At 61.4% G+C, this 26,044-nt stretch carries 24 protein-coding genes and 3 pseudogenes; 8 read left to right on the top strand and 19 right to left on the bottom strand.

Annotated elements, in window-relative coordinates; translation table 11 throughout:
* Positions 1-215 precede the first annotated feature (215 nt).
* From JEY66_RS16080 to JEY66_RS16045, 8 genes are all read right to left on the bottom strand, one after another.
* A complete protein-coding gene (locus tag JEY66_RS16080) occupies positions 216-1,088 on the bottom strand; it encodes a lytic transglycosylase domain-containing protein (protein ID WP_253623036.1) in 873 nt (290 codons plus the stop codon).
* Positions 1,085-1,597, bottom strand: coding sequence for a S26 family signal peptidase (locus JEY66_RS16075; protein ID WP_018272752.1), 513 nt, complete (start codon positions 1,595-1,597; stop codon positions 1,085-1,087). The genes JEY66_RS16080 and JEY66_RS16075 overlap by 4 nt, the downstream gene beginning before the upstream one ends.
* Positions 1,594-2,058, bottom strand: coding sequence for a DUF2840 domain-containing protein (locus JEY66_RS16070; RefSeq protein WP_018272753.1), 465 nt, complete (start codon positions 2,056-2,058; stop codon positions 1,594-1,596). Before JEY66_RS16070 ends, JEY66_RS16075 begins: the two co-directional genes overlap by 4 nt.
* A gap of 289 nt (positions 2,059-2,347) precedes the next feature.
* Positions 2,348-3,229: a replication initiator protein A gene (locus JEY66_RS16065; protein ID WP_018272754.1), complete on the bottom strand. Its 882-nt coding sequence runs from the start codon at positions 3,227-3,229 to the stop codon at positions 2,348-2,350.
* 22 nt (positions 3,230-3,251) lie between these two features.
* Positions 3,252-3,533: a helix-turn-helix transcriptional regulator gene (locus JEY66_RS16060; RefSeq protein ID WP_018272755.1), complete on the bottom strand. Its 282-nt coding sequence runs from the start codon at positions 3,531-3,533 to the stop codon at positions 3,252-3,254.
* A 131-nt stretch (positions 3,534-3,664) separates the two neighbouring features.
* Positions 3,665-4,174, bottom strand: coding sequence for a DUF2285 domain-containing protein (locus JEY66_RS16055; protein WP_244620826.1), 510 nt, complete (start codon positions 4,172-4,174; stop codon positions 3,665-3,667).
* Between the two features lie 67 nt (positions 4,175-4,241).
* Positions 4,242-4,436 carry a transcriptional regulator domain-containing protein gene (locus JEY66_RS16050; protein WP_018272757.1) on the bottom strand — a complete coding sequence of 65 codons (195 nt, stop codon included), beginning with the start codon at positions 4,434-4,436 and terminating at the stop codon, positions 4,242-4,244.
* Positions 4,437-4,601: 165 nt separating this feature from the next.
* On the bottom strand, positions 4,602-4,874 hold the full coding sequence (locus JEY66_RS16045; RefSeq protein ID WP_018272758.1) for a hypothetical protein: 273 nt from the start codon (positions 4,872-4,874) through the stop codon (positions 4,602-4,604).
* Positions 4,875-5,036: 162 nt separating this feature from the next.
* On the opposite strand from JEY66_RS16045, the gene JEY66_RS16040 reads away from it, so the two are divergent.
* Positions 5,037-5,288 carry a helix-turn-helix domain-containing protein gene (locus JEY66_RS16040; RefSeq protein ID WP_018272759.1) on the top strand — a complete coding sequence of 84 codons (252 nt, stop codon included), beginning with the start codon at positions 5,037-5,039 and terminating at the stop codon, positions 5,286-5,288.
* Between the two features lie 185 nt (positions 5,289-5,473).
* Here the strand turns inward: JEY66_RS16040 and JEY66_RS16035 are convergent.
* A pseudogene (locus JEY66_RS16035) lies at positions 5,474-5,907 on the bottom strand (DUF932 domain-containing protein); the annotation flags it as partial.
* An 859-nt stretch (positions 5,908-6,766) separates the two neighbouring features.
* Here JEY66_RS16035 and JEY66_RS16030 point away from each other — a divergent pair.
* Both JEY66_RS16030 and JEY66_RS16025 read left to right on the top strand, forming a co-directional pair.
* Positions 6,767-7,102 carry a helix-turn-helix domain-containing protein gene (locus JEY66_RS16030; protein ID WP_026193062.1) on the top strand — a complete coding sequence of 112 codons (336 nt, stop codon included), beginning with the start codon at positions 6,767-6,769 and terminating at the stop codon, positions 7,100-7,102.
* Entirely contained in the window at positions 7,095-8,342 is a 1,248-nt protein-coding gene (locus JEY66_RS16025; RefSeq protein WP_018272760.1) for a type II toxin-antitoxin system HipA family toxin, read from the top strand. Before JEY66_RS16030 ends, JEY66_RS16025 begins: the two co-directional genes overlap by 8 nt.
* Before the next feature lie 362 nt (positions 8,343-8,704).
* Here JEY66_RS16025 and JEY66_RS16020 read toward each other — a convergent pair whose 3' ends face one another.
* The 4 genes from JEY66_RS16020 to JEY66_RS16005 form a co-directional block, all read right to left on the bottom strand.
* A complete protein-coding gene (locus JEY66_RS16020; RefSeq protein WP_018272761.1) occupies positions 8,705-9,025 on the bottom strand; it encodes a DUF736 domain-containing protein in 321 nt (106 codons plus the stop codon).
* 907 nt (positions 9,026-9,932) lie between these two features.
* A complete protein-coding gene (locus JEY66_RS16015; protein WP_026193063.1) occupies positions 9,933-10,865 on the bottom strand; it encodes a DUF2493 domain-containing protein in 933 nt (310 codons plus the stop codon).
* Between the two features lie 334 nt (positions 10,866-11,199).
* Positions 11,200-12,222 carry a DUF7146 domain-containing protein gene (locus JEY66_RS16010; protein ID WP_018272766.1) on the bottom strand — a complete coding sequence of 341 codons (1,023 nt, stop codon included), beginning with the start codon at positions 12,220-12,222 and terminating at the stop codon, positions 11,200-11,202.
* 188 nt (positions 12,223-12,410) lie between these two features.
* Entirely contained in the window at positions 12,411-13,373 is a 963-nt protein-coding gene (locus tag JEY66_RS16005) for an ArdC family protein (RefSeq protein ID WP_026193064.1), read from the bottom strand.
* Positions 13,374-14,419: 1,046 nt separating this feature from the next.
* On the opposite strand from JEY66_RS16005, the gene JEY66_RS16000 reads away from it, so the two are divergent.
* Positions 14,420-15,730 (top strand): hypothetical protein, encoded by a 1,311-nt coding sequence (locus JEY66_RS16000; RefSeq protein WP_129965163.1) that lies wholly within the window; start codon positions 14,420-14,422, stop codon positions 15,728-15,730.
* Positions 15,731-15,770: 40 nt separating this feature from the next.
* On the opposite strand, the gene JEY66_RS15995 is transcribed toward JEY66_RS16000, so the two are convergent.
* The 3 genes from JEY66_RS15995 to JEY66_RS15985 all read right to left on the bottom strand — a co-directional run bounded on the left by JEY66_RS15995 (position 15,771) and on the right by JEY66_RS15985 (position 19,925).
* Positions 15,771-16,550 (bottom strand): enoyl-CoA hydratase/isomerase family protein, encoded by a 780-nt coding sequence (locus JEY66_RS15995; RefSeq protein WP_018272769.1) that lies wholly within the window; start codon positions 16,548-16,550, stop codon positions 15,771-15,773.
* Positions 16,551-16,629: 79 nt separating this feature from the next.
* A complete protein-coding gene (locus JEY66_RS15990; RefSeq protein WP_018272770.1) occupies positions 16,630-18,729 on the bottom strand; it encodes a molybdopterin oxidoreductase family protein in 2,100 nt (699 codons plus the stop codon).
* 125 nt (positions 18,730-18,854) lie between these two features.
* Positions 18,855-19,925 (bottom strand): substrate-binding domain-containing protein, encoded by a 1,071-nt coding sequence (locus tag JEY66_RS15985; RefSeq protein WP_026193065.1) that lies wholly within the window; start codon positions 19,923-19,925, stop codon positions 18,855-18,857.
* Between the two features lie 205 nt (positions 19,926-20,130).
* Between JEY66_RS15985 and JEY66_RS15980 the strand changes: the two genes are divergently transcribed.
* Positions 20,131-21,051, top strand: coding sequence for a tripartite tricarboxylate transporter substrate binding protein (locus tag JEY66_RS15980; protein WP_370182553.1), 921 nt, complete (start codon positions 20,131-20,133; stop codon positions 21,049-21,051).
* Between the two features lie 40 nt (positions 21,052-21,091).
* Positions 21,092-21,802: a molybdate ABC transporter substrate-binding protein gene (locus JEY66_RS15975; RefSeq protein WP_018272773.1), complete on the top strand. Its 711-nt coding sequence runs from the start codon at positions 21,092-21,094 to the stop codon at positions 21,800-21,802.
* A 956-nt stretch (positions 21,803-22,758) separates the two neighbouring features.
* Here the strand turns inward: JEY66_RS15975 and JEY66_RS15970 are convergent.
* Positions 22,759-22,977, bottom strand: coding sequence for a hypothetical protein (locus JEY66_RS15970; protein ID WP_157183469.1), 219 nt, complete (start codon positions 22,975-22,977; stop codon positions 22,759-22,761).
* A 156-nt stretch (positions 22,978-23,133) separates the two neighbouring features.
* On the opposite strand from JEY66_RS15970, the gene JEY66_RS15965 reads away from it, so the two are divergent.
* Positions 23,134-23,340, top strand: coding sequence for a hypothetical protein (locus JEY66_RS15965; protein ID WP_018272776.1), 207 nt, complete (start codon positions 23,134-23,136; stop codon positions 23,338-23,340).
* 43 nt (positions 23,341-23,383) lie between these two features.
* Here the strand turns inward: JEY66_RS15965 and JEY66_RS15960 are convergent, their stop codons facing one another.
* Both JEY66_RS15960 and JEY66_RS15955 read right to left on the bottom strand, forming a co-directional pair.
* A complete protein-coding gene (locus JEY66_RS15960) occupies positions 23,384-24,583 on the bottom strand; it encodes an IS256 family transposase (protein WP_018272777.1) in 1,200 nt (399 codons plus the stop codon).
* 449 nt (positions 24,584-25,032) lie between these two features.
* Positions 25,033-25,230, bottom strand: a pseudogene (locus JEY66_RS15955) (transposase domain-containing protein); the annotation flags it as partial.
* Here JEY66_RS15955 and JEY66_RS15950 point away from each other — a divergent pair.
* Positions 25,174-25,615: pseudogene (locus tag JEY66_RS15950) on the top strand (ISNCY family transposase); the annotation flags it as partial. The pseudogenes JEY66_RS15955 and JEY66_RS15950 sit on opposite strands and share 57 nt — an antisense overlap.
* Between the last annotated feature and the right edge of the window lie 429 nt (positions 25,616-26,044).

Here is a 26,044-nt window from a genome sequence, read left to right as displayed (position 1 = left end):
TCAAAATGCAAGGCGCGGCACGCGACCCGACCGACCGGCACGCCAGAACCCAAGCCATGCCAATGGCTTGCGGTTCGACCGGCGAGCCCCTTTTATCTCGCCGTCCTGCCGTCGTGCCTCCCCACTGCCTTCGCCCTTTCGCCCATCCTTCTCCGCGGCACGCCAATGCATGCCAGCTTGCGCAGTCGCTCATCGCGGGCCTCCTGCATCATATCTCACGACGAACAACCCTGTTGTCTGTGGCACGATGGCCGAGATGTCGTGACCGGTGGCCGTCGTCGGAGCCCGGTTTGGCGAGCGCTTAGGCTCCAGCCGCGCAGCGGTCTTTGAACTTTCAGACCAAACAACGAAGAGCGCCGCTGCTGATGGGCGCAGACTCCCGATTGTGCTGGAAGCTGCGATGTCGCTGCCGACGATAGGTGCAAGCCTCTGCAATAGGCTTGGGTCTCAGCAGGCAATGAACGGCCGGCGAGATGCTCCTCGTAGCGAGCAGGTCCGGCATTGTAGGCTGCAAGGAAGCCCGGTGAACCGTAGCGGTCGAACAGTTCGCGAAGGTACGCAGTACCCGCAAGAATATTGTCATGGGGATCGTACGGATCGTTGCCGAGGTCGTATCGCAGACGCAGCTCTGCCCACGCCTCTGGCATGATCTGCATAAGCCCCATGGCGCCTTTCGGTGACCTCGCACGCACGTCGCCTGCGCTTTCGACGTTTATGACGGCGCGTATCCACTGCAGCGGCACGCCGAAGCGAAGCGCGGCCTGCTCGACGAAATCGGCATACGAATCGACGGCTCGATAATTCGCTTCATACCTCGCGAATCGTGCGTCGGCGACAGCAGGAACGTTGCTCACGCTCAGCGCAACGAACAACGGCATCACAGCGCGCAAGCTCCCCTCAAACAATCGTAAGCCTGCCACCGTGCTCGCGCCCGTCCAGGGTAAAGCCGCTTCGCGCCGGCCGTTCGGCCGCCCTGGACCGCCGCTGCGCGCGACGGCTGCGCAGTCGTTGGTCGGGACGGAGCAATGGTGCAGCACTGCGCCGAACAGAGGAATGGCCGGTCGGAAACTCAACACGCGCACAATCATTCCTCCCAGGTCCACACTGGCAACGCACGGCCAACGACAGCCGATGCCGGCAAGAGCCCGAAATAGCGGCCGTCAAGCGAGTCCGCGGACTGCCAGTTCATGACGAAGAGTTCGCCCTCGCCAACGACGCGACAGCCCTGCCATTTTGGGAGCGGCCGGCCGCGGCCATCGCGATCCCGAGCCTCGCCCATGTCAATGGTGTCAACCGAAACTGTGAGTCCGCTTCTGCAGACAGTTTGCCCCGGGAGCGCCAGCACCCGTTTGAGCATCGGCAACCCGGCTGGCAGATAGCCATTCAGGTCAAGGAAGGTCGCGAGCGGCTCCGGTGGCTGTACGGCCAGGAGTTCCGTAGCGAATAGTTTTTCCGCCGGCTGCACGCGGTAGAGCCCGATCGGTACGCTTTCGGATGCATTCCAGATGTAGGCCGGTGTGATCTCCAGAACGATCGGCGCTATAAGAGCGGCGGCACCGCCGAGCATCGTGGTCAACGTCTTCAGCCGCAATGTCATCGCATGACCCTCTGCCGGTGAAGCCATGCCTGGTGGCGGGCTCTCGTGTAGGGGCGCGGGTTTTCGTTGACGGACAGACGATTATGAATGTGATGCCAATGATCAGGAGCGACGTCGGCGGGATCGATGCCGAGCGCTTCGATGGCGTCGACCATCTGCAGCACCCGTTCGACCTTCGGCCAGCCGGATAGCCGCAGCAAAATCTCTCCGCCGGGCTTCACATACGGCACGGTCGAGCAGCGCTGTCCCGGTGGGATCGCGCGCAAGATGTCAATCCGCGAGATGATCGTGCCAAAGTCGCTGGAGGTCCAACGGACGAAGGCAAAGATGCTGCCCGGCGCGAATGACAGGACGCGACGGTGACGATCGATCTTCTTGTCCTCGACGATGCGACCGAACCGAATGCGGTTTTCAATCCGCTTCTCGAGCCAAAGCACTTCCACTTCGGTGAGGTCCCTCATGCCGCCACTCCCTGAAGCTGGAACTGGACGCCATGAGCTTGGGATTCGGTGACGGGCGCGTGCGGCTTGCAAGGGCAAGCAGGGCTGATGGCCCGCCGTTGCCAATCGCCTCCAATGCGGCTTGCGGCCTGGTCCGTTAGAAGAAATCCGAAGGATTTCTGGTTAGTAAAGTTAGACGGGCTGGAAAGCGCGGAGAAGCAAGCTCTTAAGCTCGATTTTGGTCCCCGATAGCACGAGGATTGGGTCCCCGATAGCACGAGGGTTGCGGTCCCCGATAGCACGAGCTGATTCACAGGTTGTCCTCCGAATTTGGAATGAGACCGCGCCGGCGCAGGCGTGCCGTTAAGGGATCAACGGGCGTAGGCGCGAAGTTCAGTCGCTCGGTGCCGTTCGGATCGCTCGTGAGCACGAGCTGATAGCCGGGCAATGTCTGGCGCTGGACGATCTGACGTACGTCGTACGCGAAGTGCTTGAGCGGCGAGAGGATGCCGGACTTGGCATGGAGGTGCGCAAGATCAAAACTCCAGCCACCGTCCTGCCGACCACCGTGCTTGCGCACGAGCCGATAAAGCCATCGCTCAAGGCCGCCCGTCAGATCGAAATAGGCGCGGTCGATCGTGAGCACGAGTGCGTCATCGATGACGCCCGCGTAGAACCAATCAGGCAGGATCAGCTCGAGCCCAAATGGACGGCCATTTGCATCGGCGGTCTCCTTCCACTCGTTGATCCACGAGAAGCGATGCCGCCGCCGTTCTGTCGGCTGGCGAATCGACGTCAGCACGGTCGTTGACTGAAGTCTGTCGAGTCCCGCCTTGAGGCGGTCATAGTCGCGCGCACTAGTCCCGCAGCCGACAAACGTCAGGATCTCGTAAGGCGTTGCAGCCATCAGGCGCGACGTCTTCAGGCCGGCGTCACGTGCTTCGACGATCTGGGACGCAGCCCAGATCAGGACGTCTGCATCCCAGATGGTCGCCATGCCGTGTTCCTGTACAGCTTCGACACGAATGGCGATCGCACCCGTATGGAAGTCGATCGGCACAATCCGCTTTGTTTTTGCGAAGGAAAAGAACGGATAAGCCATCAGATCCTGCGCGTCGCGCGGCGCAAGATCGCCGGGTAGCGCCCGGAAGAGCTCAAGCTGGTCGCGTTCGGAACGGTGTTTGCGCCGCACTGTCACTGCTCTCACGCGGCGATCAGCGACGTTCCTGGCCCGCATACGGGCGCAGCACCGGGTGTTTCTTGGCCGGCAGCACCGTCCCCTTCCCGGGGTCGGACGTCGACGTCTTGGCGCCGAGATCGGCCCAGGCCTTTAGATCATCCAATGCGTAGACGACACGTCCGCCAATCTTCCGATATGTCGGTCCTGTGCCGTAGGTGCGGTGCTTCTCCAGCGTGCGGCCGGAAAGGCCAAGGTAACGCGCGGCCTCCGGTGTACGCAGGAAGCGCGGAGGTAGACCGGCCATCGGATCGGGCATTTGAGGACTCCAAGATAACAGCTCACCGCGCATGGCAGCGCCGGCGTGTGTGCGGTCATCTTGGAGAAGCAAGTTCTCGGAGGGGGATGCCGAATATTGAGGGGTCGATTTTCGGCACCCTGGGGGTGGCGTTACTCGACCTTCCGCTCGAGCCGCAGAAGTTTGCGATAGCCTCCGCGCACGAACGCTAGGCCACTTTTTACGAGACGGATGGTTCGGCTACGCAAATCGTGCGTTTTCCAGGCACGACCCGGTATGCGCTTTTGCCCGAACAGAACCTCTGCGATGCTGCGATAAGTCGCGCCGGAGAAATGCGCAGCGACCGCGCGAAGAGCCGCGCATAATCGTTCGCGCCGTGATTTGGACAAGCGGTGAAACCCGGGTCCTGGCGCGCGTCCATTCATCGCACGCCACAGCCGCGTGGCAGCGTGCGCGCGCGCTTCGAAATCGCGGTCAAGCGGCAACTCGGCTGCATAGTGAGCGCCTGCGGTCAGCGGCTGCTGCGACCAGATGCGATGCTCCACCGAGCCGACGTGCAGTACCGCGTGCCAACCGTCAGCGGCGTGGCATACCTGTCCAACAGTAAAGTCGAGCAGTGGCTGAGATGCGGACTTGTGCGCAACAGCCGTGACGGTTGTCACCGGGACAACGGACGCTAGAACCTCAGGTGTCCAAAAGATCGCCTGTTCTTTGGAGGAGCTTTGCGGGTCATGGGCGAAAGCAGATTCCCCATCTCCTCCTGAACTCCTCGGTCACTTCGCCATCGGGGCTGCTCGCAATCATTGCTTCGTAATCGCGTTGGTAGTCCACATTCATACGAAGGCCTTCCCAGGCGATGTGAGTGATCTCAGCGTTCTCTAGGCTCTTGAACGAATCCGGCGATCGCCAGTCGAATTCAGGCATTGCTTCCGCCCCATTGCACGCAGCTCACAAGGATTGCGGCGCAATAGTTATGAACGAGGCGGTTGTAGGAAGCCCCTAGTTTGGCACCACGTGGTGCTCGAGAATGACCACCGGTTAGCGGGAGAAAATAGTTTTGGCTGCGAGCCTCCAATCGGCGGTTTTCTTCTATTTTGCGTCAGCGCCGCGTAAGAGACGCCCCTGCTCGGTCACCCATTTGGCGCGCGCAAGATGACTCTGATATGCAGCCCGCGCACGTTCCGGCTCTCGCTCCGGATCGATATGTAAAACGAGTCGAGCGACCTCTCGCCAGTCCGCTCCCTCACCCTCCGCCTGCAGAAGGCGAATGTACGTGACGACATGCTGTTCGTCATAGACCGTCAGCGCCGGTTCATTCGGTGCGACATCTGCGACGTCAGGATCTAGCTGCGGTTTTGTCATAAGCGTCCCAAGAAACAGCGAGTGATTCTAATCTTCCTGGAAGGCCGAGATTATCCCGACGTCTCATTTTGGCCTCATTGCGCCCCAGCCGACCAGCGAGCAGCTCGAAATACATACTATAGGAGATAAACCTCATAGTATGTAAAGACGCAACTTGCGCCCATGGACATGCGCAAGTTGGTCGGTCGGAATTTCGCAAGACTGCGGAAGCAGAAGCGCTTCACGCAAGAGAAATTCGCCGAAGTGTCCGGCTTCACGCAGCAATATATCAGTGACCTGGAGCGCGGCCGCCGTAATCCAACTGTCGTAACCTTGTTTGAACTCGCCGGCACGTTGGGCGTCAGCCATGTCGATCTCGTTCTCCCAGATGAAGACGCGCTAAGCGAACGATCAAAACCCGCTAAGCGGAAGTGATCGGGTCGCTGGAATCCATTTTTGAACCGTCGTAGAGCCTGACTTTCGCGAGCCGGGCCAGAGGCCGGGCGAGCGCCGGACGCGGATACGCGTCACCGCCACTGATCAGCATGCCGGATCGGTGGCGGCGCACCAAGGCATCGACCGAAGCCGCGCAACCGTTCCCGGTTGCGCGGCTGACAGTATCAGATTGCACGCTCCATCAAACGTTTGGCTATGCCCTCGAGTTCAAGGCGAGTGTCCTGATGAGCCTTGCCGCGAGCAAATGCGGCGATGCCCTGCACGAAATCAAAGATGCTTTCCGGCTTGCGGTTTTCCTCGCCCAGAACGACTTCAATGATCTTGGTCGTCTCGGATTTGGAAAACCCGCCTTTGCGGAGGAAGGTCTCCCGGTCCTCGTCCGTCCGTGCTACAATTCGCTCCCGTGCGGCCTTGATCCCGGCGACGAATTGGCAAAGCACGCCAATGCTGGCGCGCCGCTTCGTGCGCAAATCGTTGCACCGCGAATTACGAATGGCGGATCGCCATCTCCTCGAAATTCTCGACGCCCCAGAGGTTGCGGTTCATGCGGATAGAAGCTCGGTCCCCCAAGCGTCTTGCTGCCCACCTCTTTGTTCCAACAATTGGGGCCGAGCCGGGCGACTCGCTCAAGAAGGCTGGGCGAGCACATCGTAGGCCGCCTAAAGCGCTGCGAGGCCTAGGCTCGTCTTGAAATCTGACAGCTACGACATCCGCGATATGTCGATCCGGGCCGAACGCAGATGCGCGCCGCGGCAACCGATCCGGCTTCGTCAGGATACGACCAGTCGGTTTATGCCTGCGCGCCTACTTCAACAGCGACCTGAAATCGTGATTGTCCGCGGCCTTGAGCACAGCCACATACGCTTCACTTCCCGCAGCGCACCGGCGTCCTGGAGACTGCTGCCGTCCCAAGTGCACGGTTTGCCGACGAGTTTCTCGACCAACGGATCAACCATCGTTCGCGCGTGGTGGCCATTACCTTGGGGAAGCCATGGATCTGCGTGAGACAATGAGAGAGCCGCACCGCGATTCTCTTCTGGCGGAAACGTGTTGCTCTGAACAAAAATGCGCGCGTTGTCGAAAATCAAGGGCTCTGACGAAACCAGATGCGGCAGACACCGACATTGAATTTCGTCTAGCGTTAGGCGCCCACCCATTTCCAGACCGCTCTGAACGTCTGCTTGGACAGCCATTTCTAGACGGCTTCGTTAGCGGCGCCTCTGGCGCCATCACGGCGACGATGCGCCGAGAACAGCGCCGTTGACGATGCTCGCCTCTCGTTAAGGGCGGCGCTGGTCGTGATCCATGTCTAAATTAGATCGCCGCGGCGTGGACGGACAAATGCAGTGGATGGCGCCAAGGCGGTATTATTTCACCTATTCTGAGTAAGGCGCACATGGGAAAATTGTAAGCTTGGTGCTACATATTGACCAAGTTCGTAGTGCGAAGGTGACAAAATGCCCACTCCACATACCCCCCCTGCCGCCGTGCGGCGCGCGGTGCGCAAGCTGGGGGCGGACATCCATGATGCCCGTCGACGTAGACGGCTTCCGATGGCGGTCGTGGCCGAGCGCGCCTTCACGTCTCGCTCGACATTGCAAAGGGTCGAAGCCGGGGACACCAACGTCGGCATCGGTATTTATGCCGGCGTCCTCCAGGCGCTCGGTTTGCTCGACGGCCTGAATCAGATCGCCGACATCAGCAACGACAGCGTCGGGCGGGCTTTGGCTAGCGCGGATCTGCCCCAGCGCGTCCACCTCCAGCGGCCGGCCAGGTCGTCCCACGATGGCTGACTTCGAAGTACATATCGACCTGGACGGCCGCACGCGCCCAATCGGGCTGGCGAGGAGCAATCGTGTCCGAGGCGCGGAGACCATCCTCTTCGAGTATGACGGCACATGGCTTGAGGATCCGGCCCGCTTCTCGCTGGAGCCAGCACTGGCGCTGACCCGCGGTGCCTTCGCACCACGTGCCGGGCTAGCGATTTTCGGCTCGATCGGAGACTCGGCGCCGGATACCTGGGGTCGTCGCCTCATGCAACGCGCCGAGCGTCGCCTGGCCGAACACGAAGGCCGAGCCGTTCGCACCCTCACGGAAAGTGACTACCTGCTCGGCGTAGCCGACGAGACACGGCTTGGCGCGCTCCGCTTCCGCTGGGCTGGCGACGAGGTTTTCCAGAGACCAATTCGCGCCGGCGTTCCTGCCCTGATTGAACTTGGTCGGTTGCTCCAAATCACCGAGCGGATTCTCCGGGATGAGGAAACGGATGAGGACCTCCAGCTCATCTTTGCCCCTGGCTCCTCCCTCGGCGGCGCACGTCCGAAGGCGTCGGTCATCGACCAGCATGGTCACCTCTCCATCGCGAAATTTCCAAAGGAGACCGATGACTATAGCATAGAGACCTGGGAAGAGATCGCTCTGCGGCTAGCCGGCAAGGCAGGTATCGCCGTTCCCCAGCACGAGCTGATCGACATCGCCGGCAAGCCGGTCATGTTATCGCGACGCTTCGACCGCAATGGTACGATCCGCATACCGTTCCTGTCGGCGATGGCGATGATGGGCGCCAAGGATGGCGAGCGCGGCAGCTATCCCGAGATCGTCGATGCCCTCGCCCAACACGGCGCTCAGGCAAGGACAGACGCTCATGCCCTCTACCGGCGTGTCGCCTTCAACGTGCTGATCTCCAATGTCGACGACCACCTCCGTAATCACGGCTTCCTGTGGCTTGGAAAGGCGGGCTGGTCTCTCTCGCCGGCATATGATCTCAATCCCGTTCCAACTGATCTCAAGGCCCGGGTGCTGACGACGAACATCGATCTCGACGAGGGCACCTGTTCACTCGACCTGCTGGAAGCAGCGTCCGGATTTTTTGCACTTACGTTGCCGCAGGCTCGCGCGATCATCAAAGAAGTCGCGACCGTGACCGTGACCTGGCGCGATACGGCCAGGGCAGTCGGCGCCCGCTCGGCCGAGATCAACCGCATGGCCAGCGCTTTCGAGCACGACGATCTCAAACGGGCGCTGACGCTATAAGGGAACATTCCTCCACGCTTTGAGCCCGCCAGTGCCAGACCATTTACTCTGCGCCGCCGCTGATCTGGAAGGCTCAAAGATCGAAGATGCCAGGAATTCGGAAAGTGCGGTAGACGCCTGCCGCGGGCCTACGGTGCGTGGTCGATCCCAGACCATTGCTGACACGGATTAGCGCGGAACACCTTCATCTTCAAGAGCAGCGCTGACAGACAGATGACGTAAATCTCCCTGTTCAAGCGCTTCGTCGCTATCTAGTGCGCTAGTTCAATGCCTTAATCGCGGCTTGGCCGGCAATGTCTTGACTGCTGATGCAAAGAGCCCCGTCCGGCCAACCGGACGGGGCTCTTTTTAGCGGTCGAACGTCAGTCGCCGTTCTTTCGCAGACGCGACCAGATGAGGGTAAAGCCGTCACCTTCCTCGTCGTCGAACAGGTTCGCGTAGATCGGCGCGTTGAACGAGGGATCGTCGAGCTTGAGCGAGAGGTAGTCGCGGCCCTCCTCGGAGCGCTTCGACCAGGCGGCGCCGATCTCTGCGCGGCCAACGAAGATGCGATGGCTCGGGGCATTGTCGTTGGATCGGTTGGTCTCGGGTACGATCCTGACGCCCCTGGTCTGGAGGCTCAGGGTGACGATCTCGCCCTGCAACTCGCGGCCGACCTTCTTGAAATAACCGATGTTAGCCATGTCACTTCTCCTTAATGTTTCGAGGCGCGACCATCGCGGCCTCGATGGCGATCTACAGGCCAAAGACGAGCGACGACGCACCCGCATGCGGGCTGGAGCGCAGCGGAGGACGCCAGTGGGGAGACTTTCTTGTCCCGCGAGGAATGGGCGTTAGCCCAGGGGAAGAAAGTCGCCCCACGGCGTTGCGTTCAGGCGATCGAGGCGCAGCCGCTCTTAGGCCAGATCAAGCCATCAAAAGGCCAGGTGGTCTGTCATCGAACGGCATCCTCAAGAGAAGTCTTGGCCAACCTCGGCTGTGTTGCACAAGATGTCGCCGCGTTCGGGCGAAGAGAAGGAAACAGACGCGAAGGAATAGGCGTAATTGATCGCCTTGAGCATTCGCGACGAGATGCCCGTGTACTGCGTTGATCGTGCGAGCAAGGTGAGAGAAGTCAGGGACCAAGCGCTCAACGTTGGTCACGTTACTCGCGGTATCCGGCGGACCGATCAACGCCTCGATCGCGAGCAATTTCGATCGACAGACCGACTTATCCCACCGCGCCTTGGCAGAAACAGTTGGCTAAGGTTCGTCCGGCCCGGGGCCCCGATAGACCCTTCGGGCTCAGCAAGGCTGGTCATCTGAAGCCAAGCCTTGATGCCGATTGTTATAGCGCCAAAACATCTGTTGCCAAGAAGACAAGGCGGGCGCAAAGCGCACCGCCTTCAAATGAAATAGCGTGTCAGACGGAGCGCAGCGAAGTGAACCCGCGGACGTCGAGACCGGTCAAGAGGGTACCCGGGACAGAGGCAGTGATAGCGACGCCGGCATCGCAGATGCCGGCGGGCCCTGGCCCGAGTACCCCCGGGCGAGACGTTCACTATTGAAAGGGCGCCGCCTCTTGATGAAGGAGTGCGCATGAAACGGCGCTTACGCGCCGCCGAATCTCCAGACGGGAATGCCGAACTTACGGGCCTTGTCGGCAAGGTTGTCTTGTATTCCGGAGCCAGGGAAGTGCATGACGCCGATTGGCAGCAGTGCGAGGATTGCGTCGTTGCGCTTGAACGGAGCCGCCTTGGCGTGCTTGGTCCAGTCGGGCTTGAATGCGATCTGAGGTACCTTGCGGCTGGTGGCCCATTTGGCGGCGATCAGTTCGGCGCCTTTCGGAGATCCACCGTGCAACAAGACCATGTCAGGGTGCTTGGCATGGACCTTGTCGAGCCGATCCCAGATCAGGAGGTGATCGTTGAAATCGAAGCCTCCGGTAAACGCGATCTTGGACCCCGACGGCACCATTACCTCGGTTTCTGCCCGATACTTGGCAGCCAGGAAGTCGCGGCTATCGATCATCGCCGACGTGAGCGCGCGATGATTGACCAATGACCCGGCGCGGGGACGCCAGGGCGAGCCGGTGTGAAGCTCGAATTGATCAGCGGCCAGTTCACGGAAGAGCTCCATGGCATTGCGGCGTTCCATGAGTGTAACGCCCTCGGCCGTAAGCCGTTCGAGTTCAACCGATCCAACCTCCGATCCATTCTGTTCACACTGGCTCCTGCGTTGCGCCTGCTCATTGTCGTCGAGCTCTCGCTCGATACGGCCCGTGGCACGGTGGAACAGATTGACGGTCGACCAAAGCAGGTTCTCCAGGTCGGGTTCGAGCCGGGTGTCGCTCAAGGTCGCGACAAGGGCGTCGAACATGTCGGCAACGGCGCCCGCAATTCTTTTACCCTCGGGAAGCGGTCTGGGATCGAGTTCGTCCTCGAAGGGACGGTGACCATAGAGCTGAAGCTCGTTGAGCAAATGATCCGTTGGTGATGAGGCATGCTGCGGTTCGAACTCGGTTTCGTCACGGTCGGTTGTCATGGTGAGGCTCCTTCTGCCCGATCGGCCGCGCCTATCGCGGTCTTCGTGGCGATCAAAAGACGGCGGGCGGAGCGGACCAGAACCCAAAGGCGCAAGCCGGCGGGCCGAAGCGGAGCGGAGGATGGCGAAGGCCGGCTATTTTGCTTCGCGATGCAAAGGGCCGCAGGGCCGGCGGAAAATAGCCGTGCGCAGCCATTGCAGGGCCGGTCCACCTGCCGTCCGATCGCCCTCTAGAAGGCCGTGGCGCGGTCCCGCCCGGCAAAGGTGATCTCGCATCGGCAGATCACGACGATCCGCGGTCGAGAGATCGCCGCAATCTCGAATCGATCGCGGCTCATGGCCGCAACTGGACGATGTCCCGAGGAGCGAGCTGCTCCTGTAACGCCGCTCGGAATACTTCAGCGTCCAACGTGCAGAGATCAGCGTTGAAGTCCTCGAACTTCGGCGACAGAATGAAGACCTCGATGCCGACAGCCTCTGCGCGGCTCGTCAAGGCTATCGCTGCCGCCATTCCAGCCGCGTCCGCATCGCGCGCGATGTAGAGCCTGCGTAGCGACAGCGGGAGCCGTAGGGCGGCAAGGTGGTTGGCGGAAAGGGCTGCTACCATCGGCATGCTCCGCAACACGCAACGAAGCGACAGCACGGTTTCGATGCCCTCGCCTGCCACCAGCACGTCGTCAACTGACCCGAAACGTACTGCGTTACCGAGGAGATCGCCCATTGCACGCCGTGGTGTTTCGACCGGCGCCTTGCCCTGTCCCGACGGATGAAGCCAGGTCCGGTGTACGCCGGTGAAATGCCCCTTGAGATCGGTCACGCGAGCGATCATTGCCGGCCAGAACAGGGGCGGAGAGTCCAGGTCGGGCCGATAGTAGCAATGCGCATGAAAGCGCAGCGCGCCGTCGTCGCGGATGGGCTTAATGCCGCGTTGCCGCAGATAGATTTGGGCCACAGTCCGACCGATCGGCTGTGACATGGTAAAGAGCCGACGTGCGGCCTCTACAGATCCGCTTTGCCGCAGCAGACGATCAGCACCGACCGGTCGGGGATCGGATCGAGGCATGTTCAGGAACCGCCGCGCCTCCTCGAGGACGTCACGGAAATCGACCAACCCGCAGCTAGTCTTGATAATGTCGAGAAGATCGCCATGCTCCCCGGTCGCGGCATCCGTCCACTTGCCGGCGGGCCTCTTGGGCGATTGGCTCAACCGGACGAACAGCGAGCGGCCGGGTGCATTTCTACAGTCCCCGACGACCCAATAACGACCCCGCCGGCAGCCGTTGGAGAGATAGTGGCGACACACCGCCTCGGCCTCACGCGCGAGGCGACGTGCCATTTCGGACGCATCGCGCCGCATTAGGCCACCTCCTCTTTACCTGCCCGAGCAACCGGATTCTTAAATGAGGGTGAAAGCACTCTCGCTTGGACAGCCATTGTCATTTGAGGTCTCCATGACGGGCGACCGAAGGACCTCTCCCTCGGCCTCCAACCCATTATGGCGTCACGCGCCGCCCTCTTCCTCTCGAGTACGTCATCAAATGCCGATCATGCTTCCTGCTCGGCTCCGACAGCTATAGTCGGTGCGGCTAGGGATTGCTTCGGAACGAATCCGAGCAAGAAGTCGGCGGCTTTGCTCGCCTGCGATGCCGCACGCAGAATTGCGCGGTTATCCTCCCGCAGGATCTCAAGCCATGAGCCGATATAGTCGGCGTGGCGCACAGTCGGTACGATGCCGAGTGATGTGCAGCAGAATGCAGCACACAGCTCCGCAATCAATTCCTCCAATGCGTATCTCTTCGTACCATAGCAACCACCAAGATCGCGGTTGAGGCGCGAGGGATGACCGCTCGCGTGGCCAAGTTCGTGGAGCGCGGTGCGGTGCCAATTGATAGGCTCGAAGTAGGCCGCAGGCGGCGGCACTTGAACATAGTCATCAGACGGTGCGTAGAACGCACGGTTGCCACCGATACGGAAATCGATACCGGTCGCCTTGATCAAGGCCTCAACCGTTGGTTCAATCATGTCGGGTCGCTGCGGCGGTGCAGCCGTCGCAATTTCTGTGGGGAGTGCACCATCGCATTGGTCGACATTGAAGACGGTAAATCGTTTCAGAAATGGGACGGCTTGCGCCTCCTCCCCGGTCTCGTACGCGCGAATCCTTTCGTCACGCGGCACGAAATGATCAGCGTGAACGATGGTCGTGCCACGTTCACCCTTGCGGATGTGACTTCCGATCGTGAGCGCCTGACGGTAGGTAAGCCAGCGCTGACTTGAGAATCCACGCTCACGGGCCGTACTCCAGAGTATCAGGACGTTCACGCCACTGTACGGACGATTCGTCGTGACGTTTTTCGGCATGACCGGGAGTGCTTTTTCTGCAGCGTTCTCCCATGGCTGAACCCAGGGTACATGGCCAGCCTCCAGCTCGGCGATGATCTTATTGGTGATTTCGTCATACAGGCTCAACCGGTCTTCCCTGGTGTGCGTCCGGGAATGGTGTTTGGACATTGCGGGTCTCCGCGACGGGCGCCGCGAGCCTCTCTCGCAACTTCAAACCCGTCACGGCCTCCCGTCGCCGCCCTCTTACTCTATGCCCGTCCCTCCACCCGCATATGCGCGGGCAACGATCTCCAACTGACCGCGCCGATCGCGTCAGGGATGGACGCCCGAAGTGTGAAAATCCGGCGAAGCCGGAGTTTCAGCGCAGCCGACAGCCCGGCCCGCTAGGGCGACGTTCACCTGGCGATTGGCAATTGCTTCATCAACATCGAGCTCACGGGGCAGCTTGGGTGGCTGGCGTTTCGCAATTCCGACAAACGAGAGCGCTTCTGTAGTCCAGATGCGAGATGAGCGACACACGTGTCGGAATACCAACTGACAATTCGCAAGTATCATATGACTCTCGTCGAGCGGCGTTTTCCGTGGTGGATGCCAGGCTTCTTGCCGAGGAACTACCGCTCAGCTTGCTCCGCCCTGCGCAGCGTTCGCAGTCGCTCGCGGGCCTGAACGGCATGTTTATGGAGAGCGTCGATCGCTGTGCCATCGGCGCCGCATGCCTGCACCGTCGACGCCCAGCACTTATTTGCACGCCAAGCCCGCCGATTTCTGCATGAGCTTCTGATGGTACTATACCTCACAGCTCCCTCGTGCTTCGAGTTGGTGCACGAGGGGGAGACGAGGGTATGAGCACATGTCAGCAAGGAGCCCAAGGGATCACGCCGTTGCAATAGCTTCAGCGCGTAGACCGTTGTCGCATTGACGCGTGAGCTGACATCCGTGGCATCGCGTGCCGCCCTTCCCGCCCGCTATCCACCGATCGGCACCTGGCCTGCGCTCATGCCTGCCGACATGGCCGCTGCTTATCTGGGTTTCGCGGACACGCGCGAACTCGCGCGTGCCGTCGGCCGCGGTGAGGCACCGCCACCAATTGCCCATCGCAGAACTGGACGGGCTCGACAACCAGTCTGGTCGAGAGCCGCCATCGATCACTTCAGTGCCCAATACGGAGGAGCAGCACCAGATAAATCAAAAAATGAGGACCTGGCCTCTCTTGTATGAATACGCTCGATGCCACGTCGAGGCCTCCTCGCTATTTCCGGTCGAAGCGACTGAAGGGAGGTCGACCAGGCTACTTCTTCGAGCCGCCGACTTGGGCCCGCAAGCAGGGTTGCCCCGTACATGCTGAAGCGTTGGGACAAGACTTCGCGTCAGCGGTCGAGCGAACTGAAAGTATTCTGCTGCCAGCTTTTGACAGCTGGCGTTCCGGAGGATTGACCGACATGCTTCCAGTGCTCCCTGTGCCCGGCACTTTCGACTGGCTCGTCAGCGTCTTCCGGGCGCACCAGCGATGGAGGGACATCGATCACAAGACACAGCGCTTATACAGCCAAGGTCTGCAACTCTTCGCCAATCACGAACTAAAGGACGGCAGCCGCGTCGGCTCGAAACAAATCACTGATTTCACCAAAGCATTTGTTGACGCGGTCTACGCGAAGCTCCTCGTCGTGCAATACAAGGACAGAGAAGGTAACGCCGCCAAGCGCGAACGTCGACGGTTCGCAAATGCAGCTATGACTGCTTGCAGACGCGCCTGGTTTGTTGGTCAACGCGTGCAAGAAACAATGGTACCACAGGTCAATCCCTTCTCGCGGATGGGCCTAAAATCCCGTGCGCCTGGGCAGCCCATGCGGGAGACACCCACGGCAAGCTGGGATGAACTAGCCGCGTTTAGGAAAGCTGCGAAACGGCTCGGATATCACTCTATTGGAACGGCCGCGCTATTGTCATGGGAGTGGTTGCAACGCGAGGAGCATGTTTTCGGCGCTTTCGAAATCGCGCACTATCGGCCAAAAGAGCGGTCAAACAGTGTAAGGATTGTGCATCCAAAGAATAACGAGGAAGCCTGGTGGCCTCTGTTCGATGACAAGGGCGGTCCCCTCTTCCCCGAGTTGGTGGCGGAACTCGATGCGATCAAAGGCTCTGTCGTTTCAGGATTGGTGTTCCGCCGTGATCATGCCCACCGCAAATCGTCTGCCTTGATCCCATGGATGACCGAGCGTAAGGACCTTCGCTATCTTCGGCATGTGGTCAAAAAAATAGTCATCGCGGCTGGTCTTCGGCACGAACTCTCATTTACCTCCTTTCGTCACGGCGGATTCACGGAAGGTGCCGATAGCGATCTCACAGACGCTGAACTACGCGCCGCCGGCCGCCATCGCTCGAGACAACAACTCCCAACCTATGCCAAACGCACGCGGAAGCAGCTGATCGCGGCCGCAAAGAAGCGCCGAGAGGAACGAACCAGAACGGCCCTCTCATCAGATTCTGCGCTCGCGTCGCATGATGCCCTCGTTTCAGGCAACTGACACGATTTCGCGTCACGAACGCTTGCGATCGGTCTACCGCCTAGCGCCCGGTCCATGTCGGCTTGCGCTTCTCACCGAACGCCTTGAGGCCTTCCTTGGCGTCCTCGGTCATCGCGAGCAGCGCGATCTGGCTTTCGGTGTAGGCGATGCTCTCGTCGAACGACATCGACGCGATCGCCCGCATCGCGTATTTGCCGCGGCGGATCGCCGTCGGCGACTTGTCGACGATGCGGCCGATCAGCCAATCGACCTTGGCGTCGAGCTCGGCTGCCGGCACCACATAGTTGAGAAGGCCCGCAGTCTGCGCGGCCTTGGCATCGAACGGCTCGCCGGTCAGCGCCCATTCGTTGACCAGGCGCGGCGGGGCGATCGATTGCAGCAGGCTCAGCACCTGCATCGGGAACACGCCGACCTTCACCTCGGGCAGACCGAAGATCACTTGATCGCCGGCGACCGCCATGTCGGTCATGCACAACAGTCCCATGCCGCCGGCCATGCAGACGCCGCCGACCCGCGCGATCGCGGGCTTGGTCGCGTTCTGCGACAGCCGCAACAGGTCGGCATAGTCGACATTGGGGCGCGAGAAATCCATCGAGAAGGCCGCGCCGCTGTTCTGCAGATCAGCGCCGGCGCAGAACGCCTTGTCGCCCGCGCCGGTCAGCACGATGACGCGGACGTCTTTGTCGTCATGCGCCTCGCGATAGCCCTTCGCGATGCCGGCGATCACCCCGGCATTGAGCGCGTTGCGCTTGTCCGGGCGGTTGATGGTGATCCAGAACGCCTGCCCGCGCTTTTCGAGAAGAACGCTGTTGTCGGTCATGTTTCCTGCCTGTTTTCTTGCCCGTGTGCCGTTGTCAGCCGACATTTGCGGCAGGATCGGCGCCGACTGCAAGCAGGATTTATGCGGCGGCCGATGCCTTCCGGATCCAGACCTTGTTGTCGTGGAACGCGGCGCCGCCGAGCGGCGCGACGGCCTCCGCCCCGGTCAACATGTTGATGCCGCGCCCGCCGATATGGGACTTGTTCGGATGGATCGACTCGGCGATCAGCACGCCGCGGCGAACGCCGTCGAACAGTTTCGCGGTCAGCGTGGTCTCGCCGCGCGTGTTGCCGAGCGTCACCGCGTCGCCGTCGGCTATCGACAGGCTGGCTGCGTCGTCGGGATGGATCATCACGGTCGGCGCGCCCTCGCGAGCCTGCGACGACGGCGTCTCGTTGAAACTGGTGTTGAGGAAGCTGCGCGAGGGTGACGTCGCGAGCCGGAACGGATGCTGCGCGTCCGCCTCCTCGATGATGGTCCAGTGGTCGGGCAGCGAGGGCATCTTGTCCCACGCGCCCATCAGCCCGCCGGTACCGACGGGTACCTTGCCCCAATCCACCTTGAAGTGGAACTTCTTGTCGGGATGGGCAAAGCCGTCGAGATAATGCGACGTGCGGAAATCAGGTTGCAGGTCGCGCCAAATGTCGGCCTCCAGGGCCTCGATCGTGCCGTGCCCGCTCTTCTTCAGCGTCGCATCGATCAGCTGGCGCGGCGTCATGTCGAAGCCGGGATGCACGGCGTTGAGCCGGCGGCCGAGCCCCTGCATCACCTCGTGATTGGAACGGCACTCGCCGGGCGGATCGATCAGCTTCGGCCCGACCGAGATGTGCTGATGACCGCCGCCGTAATAGAGGTCGTCGTGCTCCATGAACATCGTCGCCGGCAGCACGATATCGGCCATCTGCGCCGTCTCGGTCATGAACTGCTCGTGCACCGCGACGAACAGATCCTCGCGGGCAAAGCCCTGGCGCACTAGCGCCTGCTCGGGCGCCACCGTCATCGGATTGGTGTTCTGGATCAGCATCGCCTTGACCGGCCCCCCGCCGCGGAGCGCCTCGGCATCGCCGGTCAGGATGCGGCCGATCTTGGACTGATCGAGCACCCGCGTCGAGGGATCTATCGCGTCGTGGCCTTCGATGATCGACTCGTCGAAACGCCAGATTGCGGCGTTGTTGAAGAACGCGCCGCCGCCCTCATACTGCCAGGCACCGGTCACCGCGGGGATGCACGAGGCCGCGTGCATCTGGGCGGCGCCGTTGCGGCTGCGGGTAAAGCCGTAACCAAGACGGAAGAACGAGCGCTTGGTCTGTCCGACCAGCCGCGCGAACGCCTCGATCTCCTCGACCGGTACGCCCGAGATCGCTGAAGCCCATTCCGGCGTGCGGGTCTTCAGATGCGTTTCCAGCTCGTCGGGGCAATCAGTATAGCGCGCAAGATAGTCGCGATCGGCAAATCCCTCGCGGAACAGCACATGCATCACGGCGCAGGCGAACGCGCCATCGGTCCCCGGCCGCAGCAGGATCTTGATGTCGGCCTGCTTCATGGTCTCGTTATTGTAGACGTCGACCGCCGCAATCTTCGCGCCGCGCTCCTTGCGCGCGCGGGATGCATGCGTCATCACGTTGACCTGGGTGTTCACCGGATTGGTGCCCCAGATCACGATGAGGTCGGAGACGCCCATCTCGCGGGGATCGACGCCGGCGATCTTGCCGGTCCCGGCGGCAAAGCCGATGCGCGCGATGGTCGCGCAGATCGTGCCGTAGAAGCGCGAATACTTCTTCACATGCGACAGCCGGTTGAGGCCGTCGCGCATCACCAGCCCCATGGTGCCGGCGTAATAGTAAGGCCAGACCGACTCGGCGCCGAATTCCCGCTCGGCCGCGTCGAATCGCGCCGCGATCTCGTCCAGTGCCTCGTCCCAGGAAATCCGCGCGAACTGGCCGGAGCCCTTCGGCCCGGTCCGGCGCAGCGGATATATCAGCCGCTCGGCGTGATGAATCCGCTCGGCATAGCGCGCCACCTTGGCGCAGACCACGCCGGCCGTATAAGTCTGCTGCTTGGAGCCGCGTACCCTGCCGATCGAGCGGCCCTCGATCACCTCGACGTCGAGCGCACATGCCGAGGGGCAGTCGTGCGGACAGGTGGAATGGCGGATATCGACCTTGGCATGCTGGTTCATGGCCAAATTGGTAACATCAAACGTCGCCTCCGCCGAGGGGCATTATTGACCCAGCTCGCGCGAAATCCGGGCACGTGCCATGCGGCAGGCGCCCGGACGGGCAGTTATTGGTCTGAGCAGTCCCATCAGACTCGGAAGATGCGGGTATAATGCGATTTGATCGATTCCCCTTCCCGCTCCACCGCCACCGGATCGTCCTTCATCGTCTTGATGTCCTTTAGCGGCCTGCGTCCAGCCTTCTCCTTGGCCTGCGCGTGGACGGATCTGAGGCCGCCGATCTCGACATTGAGCTGTTGGCCCTCACGCCCGAGCGCGAAGGATTGAAACAGCCTGGCGGCATTCGGGTGCGGACAGTCCTTGAAGATCCCGTTAGGGCCGACGATGATCGGTGACCCCTCGGTGGCGTAGACCGGCTCGACCGGGCGGCCGGCCTCTTTCATCTGGAAGATGTTGTATTCGTTGCCGTCGGCCATGACAGCACGCTCGCCGAGATCGAGCTTCTTGGGTGGATCCGTCGAGGACTGCACCTGCATGATGTTCTGCTTGGCGAGCTTCTCGAAGAAGCTCCAGCCGAGATCGCGTTGCATCTGATAGGTCGCGGTCATGATGGTGCCGCTATAGCCGGGATGCGCCTTGACGATCTTGCCCTTCCATTTCGGATCCAGCAGATCGGCAAAGCTCTGGGGCGCCTCCTCGGCCTTCACGAGATTGGTGTTGTAGGCAATGATCGAAAGCCAGACCCGGAAGCTTGCGAATTGCCCGTCCGCATCACGATGCTCGTCGGGGTAGTATTTCGCGACCTCCTCCGGAACATAGGGCGCGAGAATGCCGTCGCGCTTCCACACGATGAAATGTGCGGCGTCGGAGGAATTGACGACATCGACGGCATGAATGTTGCTGGAATATTCCTGGCCGACCCGCTGGAACACACGCTCCGCCCCGGTGCGTTCGACGCGCACGGTGATATCGGGATATTTCGCTTCAAATGCCCTTGCCAGCTTCTCGGCAACCGGCAGATCGGTCGAGGTGTAATAGACGACCTGCCCCTCTTTCTTCGCTGCCTCGATCAACGTCGGCGTCACCGGTTCGGCTGGCGGCGCAGCAGCCAGCACGCGCGTTGAAAGGGCGGCCCCGGCCAGCACCGCGCCCGAGCCCTTCAGCATGTCGCGGCGCGATAGCCCAGGATGTTTCCTCATATGATTCCCCGCACGCGATGGCGAAGTTTGAGTACACCGTCCTCCCGCTCTTATTCCGATGCGCGAAAACGGAGTCTGTCGTCGACAGAAGCTTCAGGTTGCAGCTAGACTTCTGATCAAGAAACAAGACTAAAGTTGGGGGATTCCGTCAATGGCAGGCTTGCGGTACGCCTTGGTGTTCGTCGCGGCGTTGCTGACCGTGTCCATGTCAGGCTCATATGCTGACGCCGAAGACTATCCCGCACGGCCGGGCAGGATCATCGTTCCCTTCGGTCCCGGCGGTCCGGCCGACGTCGCCGCGCGGCAGATCGGCGGCATCTTGCAGGAAAGCCTCGGCCAGCCCTTCGTGGTGGAGAACCGCACCGGCGCCGGCGGCGTGATCGGCACGCTCGAGGTCGCCAAGGCACCGGCCGACGGCTACACCCTCTTGATGATGTCGAACACCCAGACCGCGAACGAATCGCTGGTGCCGCAGCGCAAATATGAACTGATGCGCGACCTGACGCCGATCGCGTCGTTGAATACCTCGGATCTCGTGATCGTGGTCCACCCCGCCGTGCAGGCCAAGACCTTGCAGGAATTCATCGCCCTCGCAAAGGTCCAGCCCGGAAAGCTGAACTATGCCTCGTCAGGTCAGGGCACGCCGTATCACATGGCGGGCGAGCTGTTCAAAGCCATGGCCGGGATCGACGTCGTGCACGTGCCCTACCGCAATAGCGGCGAAGCCCGCGGCGGCGTCATCGGCGGCCAGGTCCAGATGATGATCGATGCCGTTCCCGCGATGGCGCCGAATGTCGCCGAAAACCAGGTGCGAGCGCTCGCAACGACCGGCAAGACCCGTTCGACGGTGCTGCCCAACGTTCCGACGGTGACCGAGGCGGCCGTGTCCGGCTATGAGGCAACGATCTGGCTCGGCCTGATGGCCCCGGCGGGCACGCCGAAGCCGATCGTCGACAAGCTCAACGCGGCTGTGAACGCGGCGATCAGGCGGCCGGAGGTCGAGAAGCTCTGGGCCGCGCAAGGCGCGGCGCCGATGACCATGACGCCGGAGGAATTCGACGCATTCCTGCGCGCCGATATCGTGAAGTGGGCAGACGTCGTCAAGAGATTGGACAAGCTCCAATAGGCACGCGGCGGCGAGTCCACGGGCGAAGGGAACATGGCGCATGAAGACGTTGAACATCCTGAGCGGCGGGGCGGCGCAAGGCCTGGTGCGCAGCCTTGAGCCCGCGTTTGAAGCCGAAACCGGCCTCGGCATTGCCGGCGATTTTGGCGCGGTCGGCGCCATGGCCGACAGATTGCGCGCCGGCGTACCGACCGACATCGTCATCCTGACCGCCGCTCTGATCGCGAAGCTTGCCGACGAAGGGCTGGTTTTGCGCAGCTCGATCACGGACATCGGCCGGGTTGAAACCGCCCTCGCCGTTCGGGCCGGCGATCCATTGGTCAGCGCCGACGACGCGGCCAGCCTGCGCGCGGCATTGCTCGCCGCTGACGCGATCTTCGTGCCGGATACCAAGGCATCGACCGCCGGAATTCATGTCGCCAAGCTGCTCGCACAAATAGATGTCGCTGATGTCATCGCCGACCGGTTGAGAGTCTTTCCAAACGGCGCGACCGCCATGCGATATCTGGCCGAGTCCAATGACCGGCGGCCGATCGGCTGCACGCAATCGACCGAGATCATCAGCACCAAAGGCGTCGTGCTGTCCGGCCCCTTGCCGCCAGGATGCGGGCTCGCCACCATGTACACAGCTGCCATCCCCGCACATGCATCGTCGGCATCGCCGGCGCAACGCCTGATTGCGTTGCTGACGTCGTCGGAAACATCTGAACGCCGCAGCCAGGCTGGCTTTGTTTCTGGCTTGACGTCCTAAATGAGCCAGACCACCTAAAGTGTGATGAAAATGTTCAACCGTTATCGCAAGGTCTTCCTGCCGCCACGATAGCAACGTGCATCGGGCTTGCTTTGTCCGCTGGAACCGAACCTTTTTATCATAGGTGAATTACCCACGGGGGCTTCGCGAAATGTGAGGCGCACTATGACAAATCTGTCGGCTGGCGACGTGTTTCTCACCGTCGCTATCATGAGTGTCGCTTTCTTGACCGAAGTCGCTCTCTTCTCCCTGGTCGGGCTGTTCTGAAATAAACGCGCGCACTGGTACGGCGCAGCCGATGCGACGGCGTGTCCTTCTGTCGGCTCGACAACAAAACCCAACGTTCAAGTCTTTGGGGGAGTTCCGGCGATCGCTCATAGGAACTCGCTCAGACCGGGGAACCAATTTTGAATTTGCCCGGTTATCTGATGGGGTCGATGCGAGGGACCATCGCCATGAGGATCGATCATCTCGTTGCAATTGCGATAGCCATTTGTACCGCTGGTGCCGGATTGGCGGCGGCGCATTCCGTCGCCTTACCACTCGAAAAGCAGTCCGCGCCGACCGCTACTGAATTGGCAACCCGAATAGCCGCGTCCGTGGATGCGTTCGTGCCTCGGTCCGGCGGGTAAACAGCCTCCACTCAAGTGCGTCTAACGCCGTCCGCCACTCGTATTCGGCCGGGATGGAAGTGTGCTGGCACCACAGCACACTCGCAGTGTTCATCGAGTTCATATTTGCATTCGCCCGGCCATCTCAACTAGTAGCCGAGCTTTTGCATAGAGCCGAGTTCTTTTGCGCTATATCAATGATAGGCCAGCCAAGCGGGCTATAGATGAGCCGCATCCGAAAACCTGACTGTTCAAGGGTTACGGGACTCAGGCTCTAGCACTCCGAGCCCCGTTTCGTCCGAGGAGGCTCGTATGCCCGTAAGCGGCCACGTAGATGATTTGCGTTCAGCCGTGCACTACGCACTGGAAACGACCCATGCCATAGCAGTATGTCCCTTCCATCTGGATATCGTGGTCCGTGTCGGCGATGATGCGGCTGAAAACCACGCCTTTGCGCGCGCCAGAAAGCTGATCAAGTGCGATGGCACGACTAGGGAGGGAGAAGCTCTCCGGCAGGAATTCCGACGCCAACTCGGCAAAGCCGCTGATCGGTACTGTCCTCACTGCGCTCTCGCTCGGGTGATCCATAGCTTTAGGCCATATCATTGCTCGTCCGAGCACCGACTAGACTGACCGTCTTACGTGATCGCGGTAACGCTAGGCGTCGGTGGCTGAGAGACCGAGAGCGCTCCCGCCTGCACAAGCGAAGGAGCGCGGTCCATGGCCGATCAGCGAGTCATTAATTGCATTTACACTTCTCAACAGCGAGACAAGCGGATCGTTGATGAGGCCGTAAAGGCCTCTGCCAAATCTATCCGGTTGCTCAAAAGAAAACCCGGCCCGGACACGTTCATCGATCGCAAGACGCAGGAGCCCTTCCCGGAAAAGGAAACCAGATATGGGATCGTGTCCTTTGGCGTGGTGTAGCTGACGGCAGGCCACCGCCGATTTTCCGGCGGGTCGGAAGGCATCAGCTTGCCACGGCGGGCAAGCCGACGATGGGATCATCGCTCAAGGGCGCGATCGTTTCCAGCGTCATGTAGCGGGCGCGCTGGACCGCCCATTCGTCGTTCTGCTCGAGCAGGATCGCGCCGACCAGGCAAACAATGGCGTCTTCATTTGGGAAGATGCCGACGACCTCGGTGCGCCGCTTGATCTCGCCATTGAGGCGTTCGATCGGGTTGGTCGAGTGCAACTTGGCGCGGTGCTGAGCCGGGAAGCTCATGTAGGCAAGTACGTCGGGTTCGGCGTCATCCATGAAGGCGGCGAGCTTGGGCAGTTTGGGACGGAGCTGGTCGGCGACCTTGCGCCACTGCGTCCGGGCCGCTTCGGCATCGTCCTGGGCGAAGGCGGTAGCGATGAAGGCGGAGACGACACGCCGGCCGTTCTTGCCGGCATGCGCCAGGACGTTGCGCATGAAGTGCACGGGGCAGCGCTGCCAGGTGGCGTTGAGCACCTTTACGACCGTGGCTTTGATCCCCTCATGGGCGTCGGAGACAACGAGCTTCACGCCGCGCAGGCCGCGACGGGCGAGCTTGCGCAAGAACGCGGTCCAGAACGTCTCGGCCTCGGACGGGCCGATGTCCATGCCAAGGATCTCGCGCCTTCCGTCGCTGTTGACCCCCACCGCGATGATCACCGCGACCGACACGATGCGGCCATTCTGGCGTACCTTCACGTAGGTGGCATCGATCCACAAATACGGCCAGTCGCCCTCGATCGGACGGGCGAGGAACGCTTTCACCTTCTCGTCGATCTCACCGCACAACCGGCTCACTTGGCTCTTGGAAATGCCGCTCATCCCCATCGCCTGCACCAGATCGTCGACCGAGCGGGTCGAGACGCCCTGCACGTAGGCCTCTTGGATCACGGCGGTCAGCGCCTTCTCCGCCATCCGGCGCGGCTCCAGGAAGCCCGGAAAATAGCTTCCCTTGCGCAGCTCGGGGATGCGCAGCTCGACCGCCCCGGCACGGGTCTCCCAGGTCCGGTCACGGTAGCCGTTGCGCTGCGCCAGCCGCTCGGAGCTCTTCTCGCCGTAAGTCGCTCCGGTCAGCCCGCCGACCTCCAGCTCCATCAGGCGTTGGGCGGCAAAGCCGATCATCTCGCGCAGCAGATCGGCATCGGGGGCCTTCTCCACGAGCGCGCGAAGATTCATCATCTCGTCGGTCATCGGTAGTTCCTCGAATCAGGTTGGTGTCAGCAACCCGACCCTACCGGCGAATTACCGGTGACCACCGCAAAGCCGTCCGCCCGCTACGGCGCTATTTGAGGGCGCGCGTGCGGACTGGTCGGGTTTATGTGGGCGGTCGCCAGGCAAGTGCAGACAGCCAGATAGGAGCCCCCCTTCTTATCATCGTGCATGGGCGGAGGCGGCACCACGGCAGAGGGAATGCCCGTCAGACGCATTGTGGCCGGCAAGAGCGCCGACGCCCGCAGTAAGATAGGAGCAGACCTCGGACGCACAATCGGGAATGCGGTAGCCAATCCGCGCATCAGAGCTTGATCACTGACGTCCTTCGGTTCCGCCTCCACCTATGCACGACTATCTCTATGAACAGCCGATCGGCGATCGGACAATGCTCTGCGATCTAATCCTTGACAGCGGACATCAGTTCGTTTTCAGGCCACGGCTTTGAGGGCTTGAGCGCGGTAGGCCCAGGGCAGTAGCTGGTCGATGTCACGGTTTGGATGCCCGTTGACGATCCTTGTTAGGACGTCAGTGAGATAGGCGAGCGGATCGACATTGTTGATCTTGCAGGTCTCGACCCGGTCGCGTTGCTGCACGATATCCGCGCCGCACAGGAGCGCCTCGCGGCGCTCGCGGATGCACAGCCAATCGCCCATCCTGCTGCGGCAACGCAATCGATCGATCTCTTTCTGGCAAGCCTACGAACCGCCTGGAAGGACGGAGCTATGCGACCGACGGATCGGCCAATCGTGAAAGCGAAAAGAGGCCGGCGCCGTCCCGACTCGCTCATCAGGGCAACGCCGGATTTGCGAAAATGGTTTGAGGTGGAGCCCTGGCGGACGGCAGCGAACTGCTCTCCCGGTTGCAGGTGGAATATCCTGGAGCCTATCCGAACAAGCTTCTTCGAACGCTTCAACGTCGGCTTAAATCCCGGCGCAGCGAGCAAGCGTACGCGTTACTGTTCGTTCCTACGGAGAAAACGCCGCCGGGTATGAGGTCACAACACCCCAATGATGTGCCAGGTGCCAGCGGAGGAGGCGGCCGGGCGCTCCGAAACCCCGGCCATCTCCGCACCCGGCCTCCTCCTCAACCCAAGCCGGGAGCAAAATAAATGAGGCAACCGACCGCACTCGGGAGCATCGATATGTGAGGCAATACGGAGTCTCACCCTGATCGCCGCCGCGCACCCTACCAGGCCCACATGTCGCTGGGGCCACTTCTTACAAAAACACCAGCGCTCTAGCCCGCGCTGGTGCCGTAGTTGCGGAGACGTGCAGCGTGCTCGCCCCGTGCTGCAAGTTTCCGAAATCTGGCCTGCGCAAGGCAATGCGCCATTCGTTCTACGCGGGAGCTCGCAAAATTCGGCCATGCATACCTATTCTCCGGTAATGCCCATTAGCCGAAAGCCGCTCGAAATCCCGCCCGAGGTCGCTAGGCAATTTG

It is taken from the genome of Bradyrhizobium elkanii USDA 76, assembly GCF_023278185.1.
In the GTDB taxonomy this organism is placed as follows: Bacteria; Pseudomonadota; Alphaproteobacteria; order Rhizobiales; family Xanthobacteraceae; genus Bradyrhizobium; species Bradyrhizobium elkanii.
The sequence above is the reverse complement of the archived record's forward strand: the minus strand, read 5'-3'. Positions and strand labels throughout refer to the sequence as shown.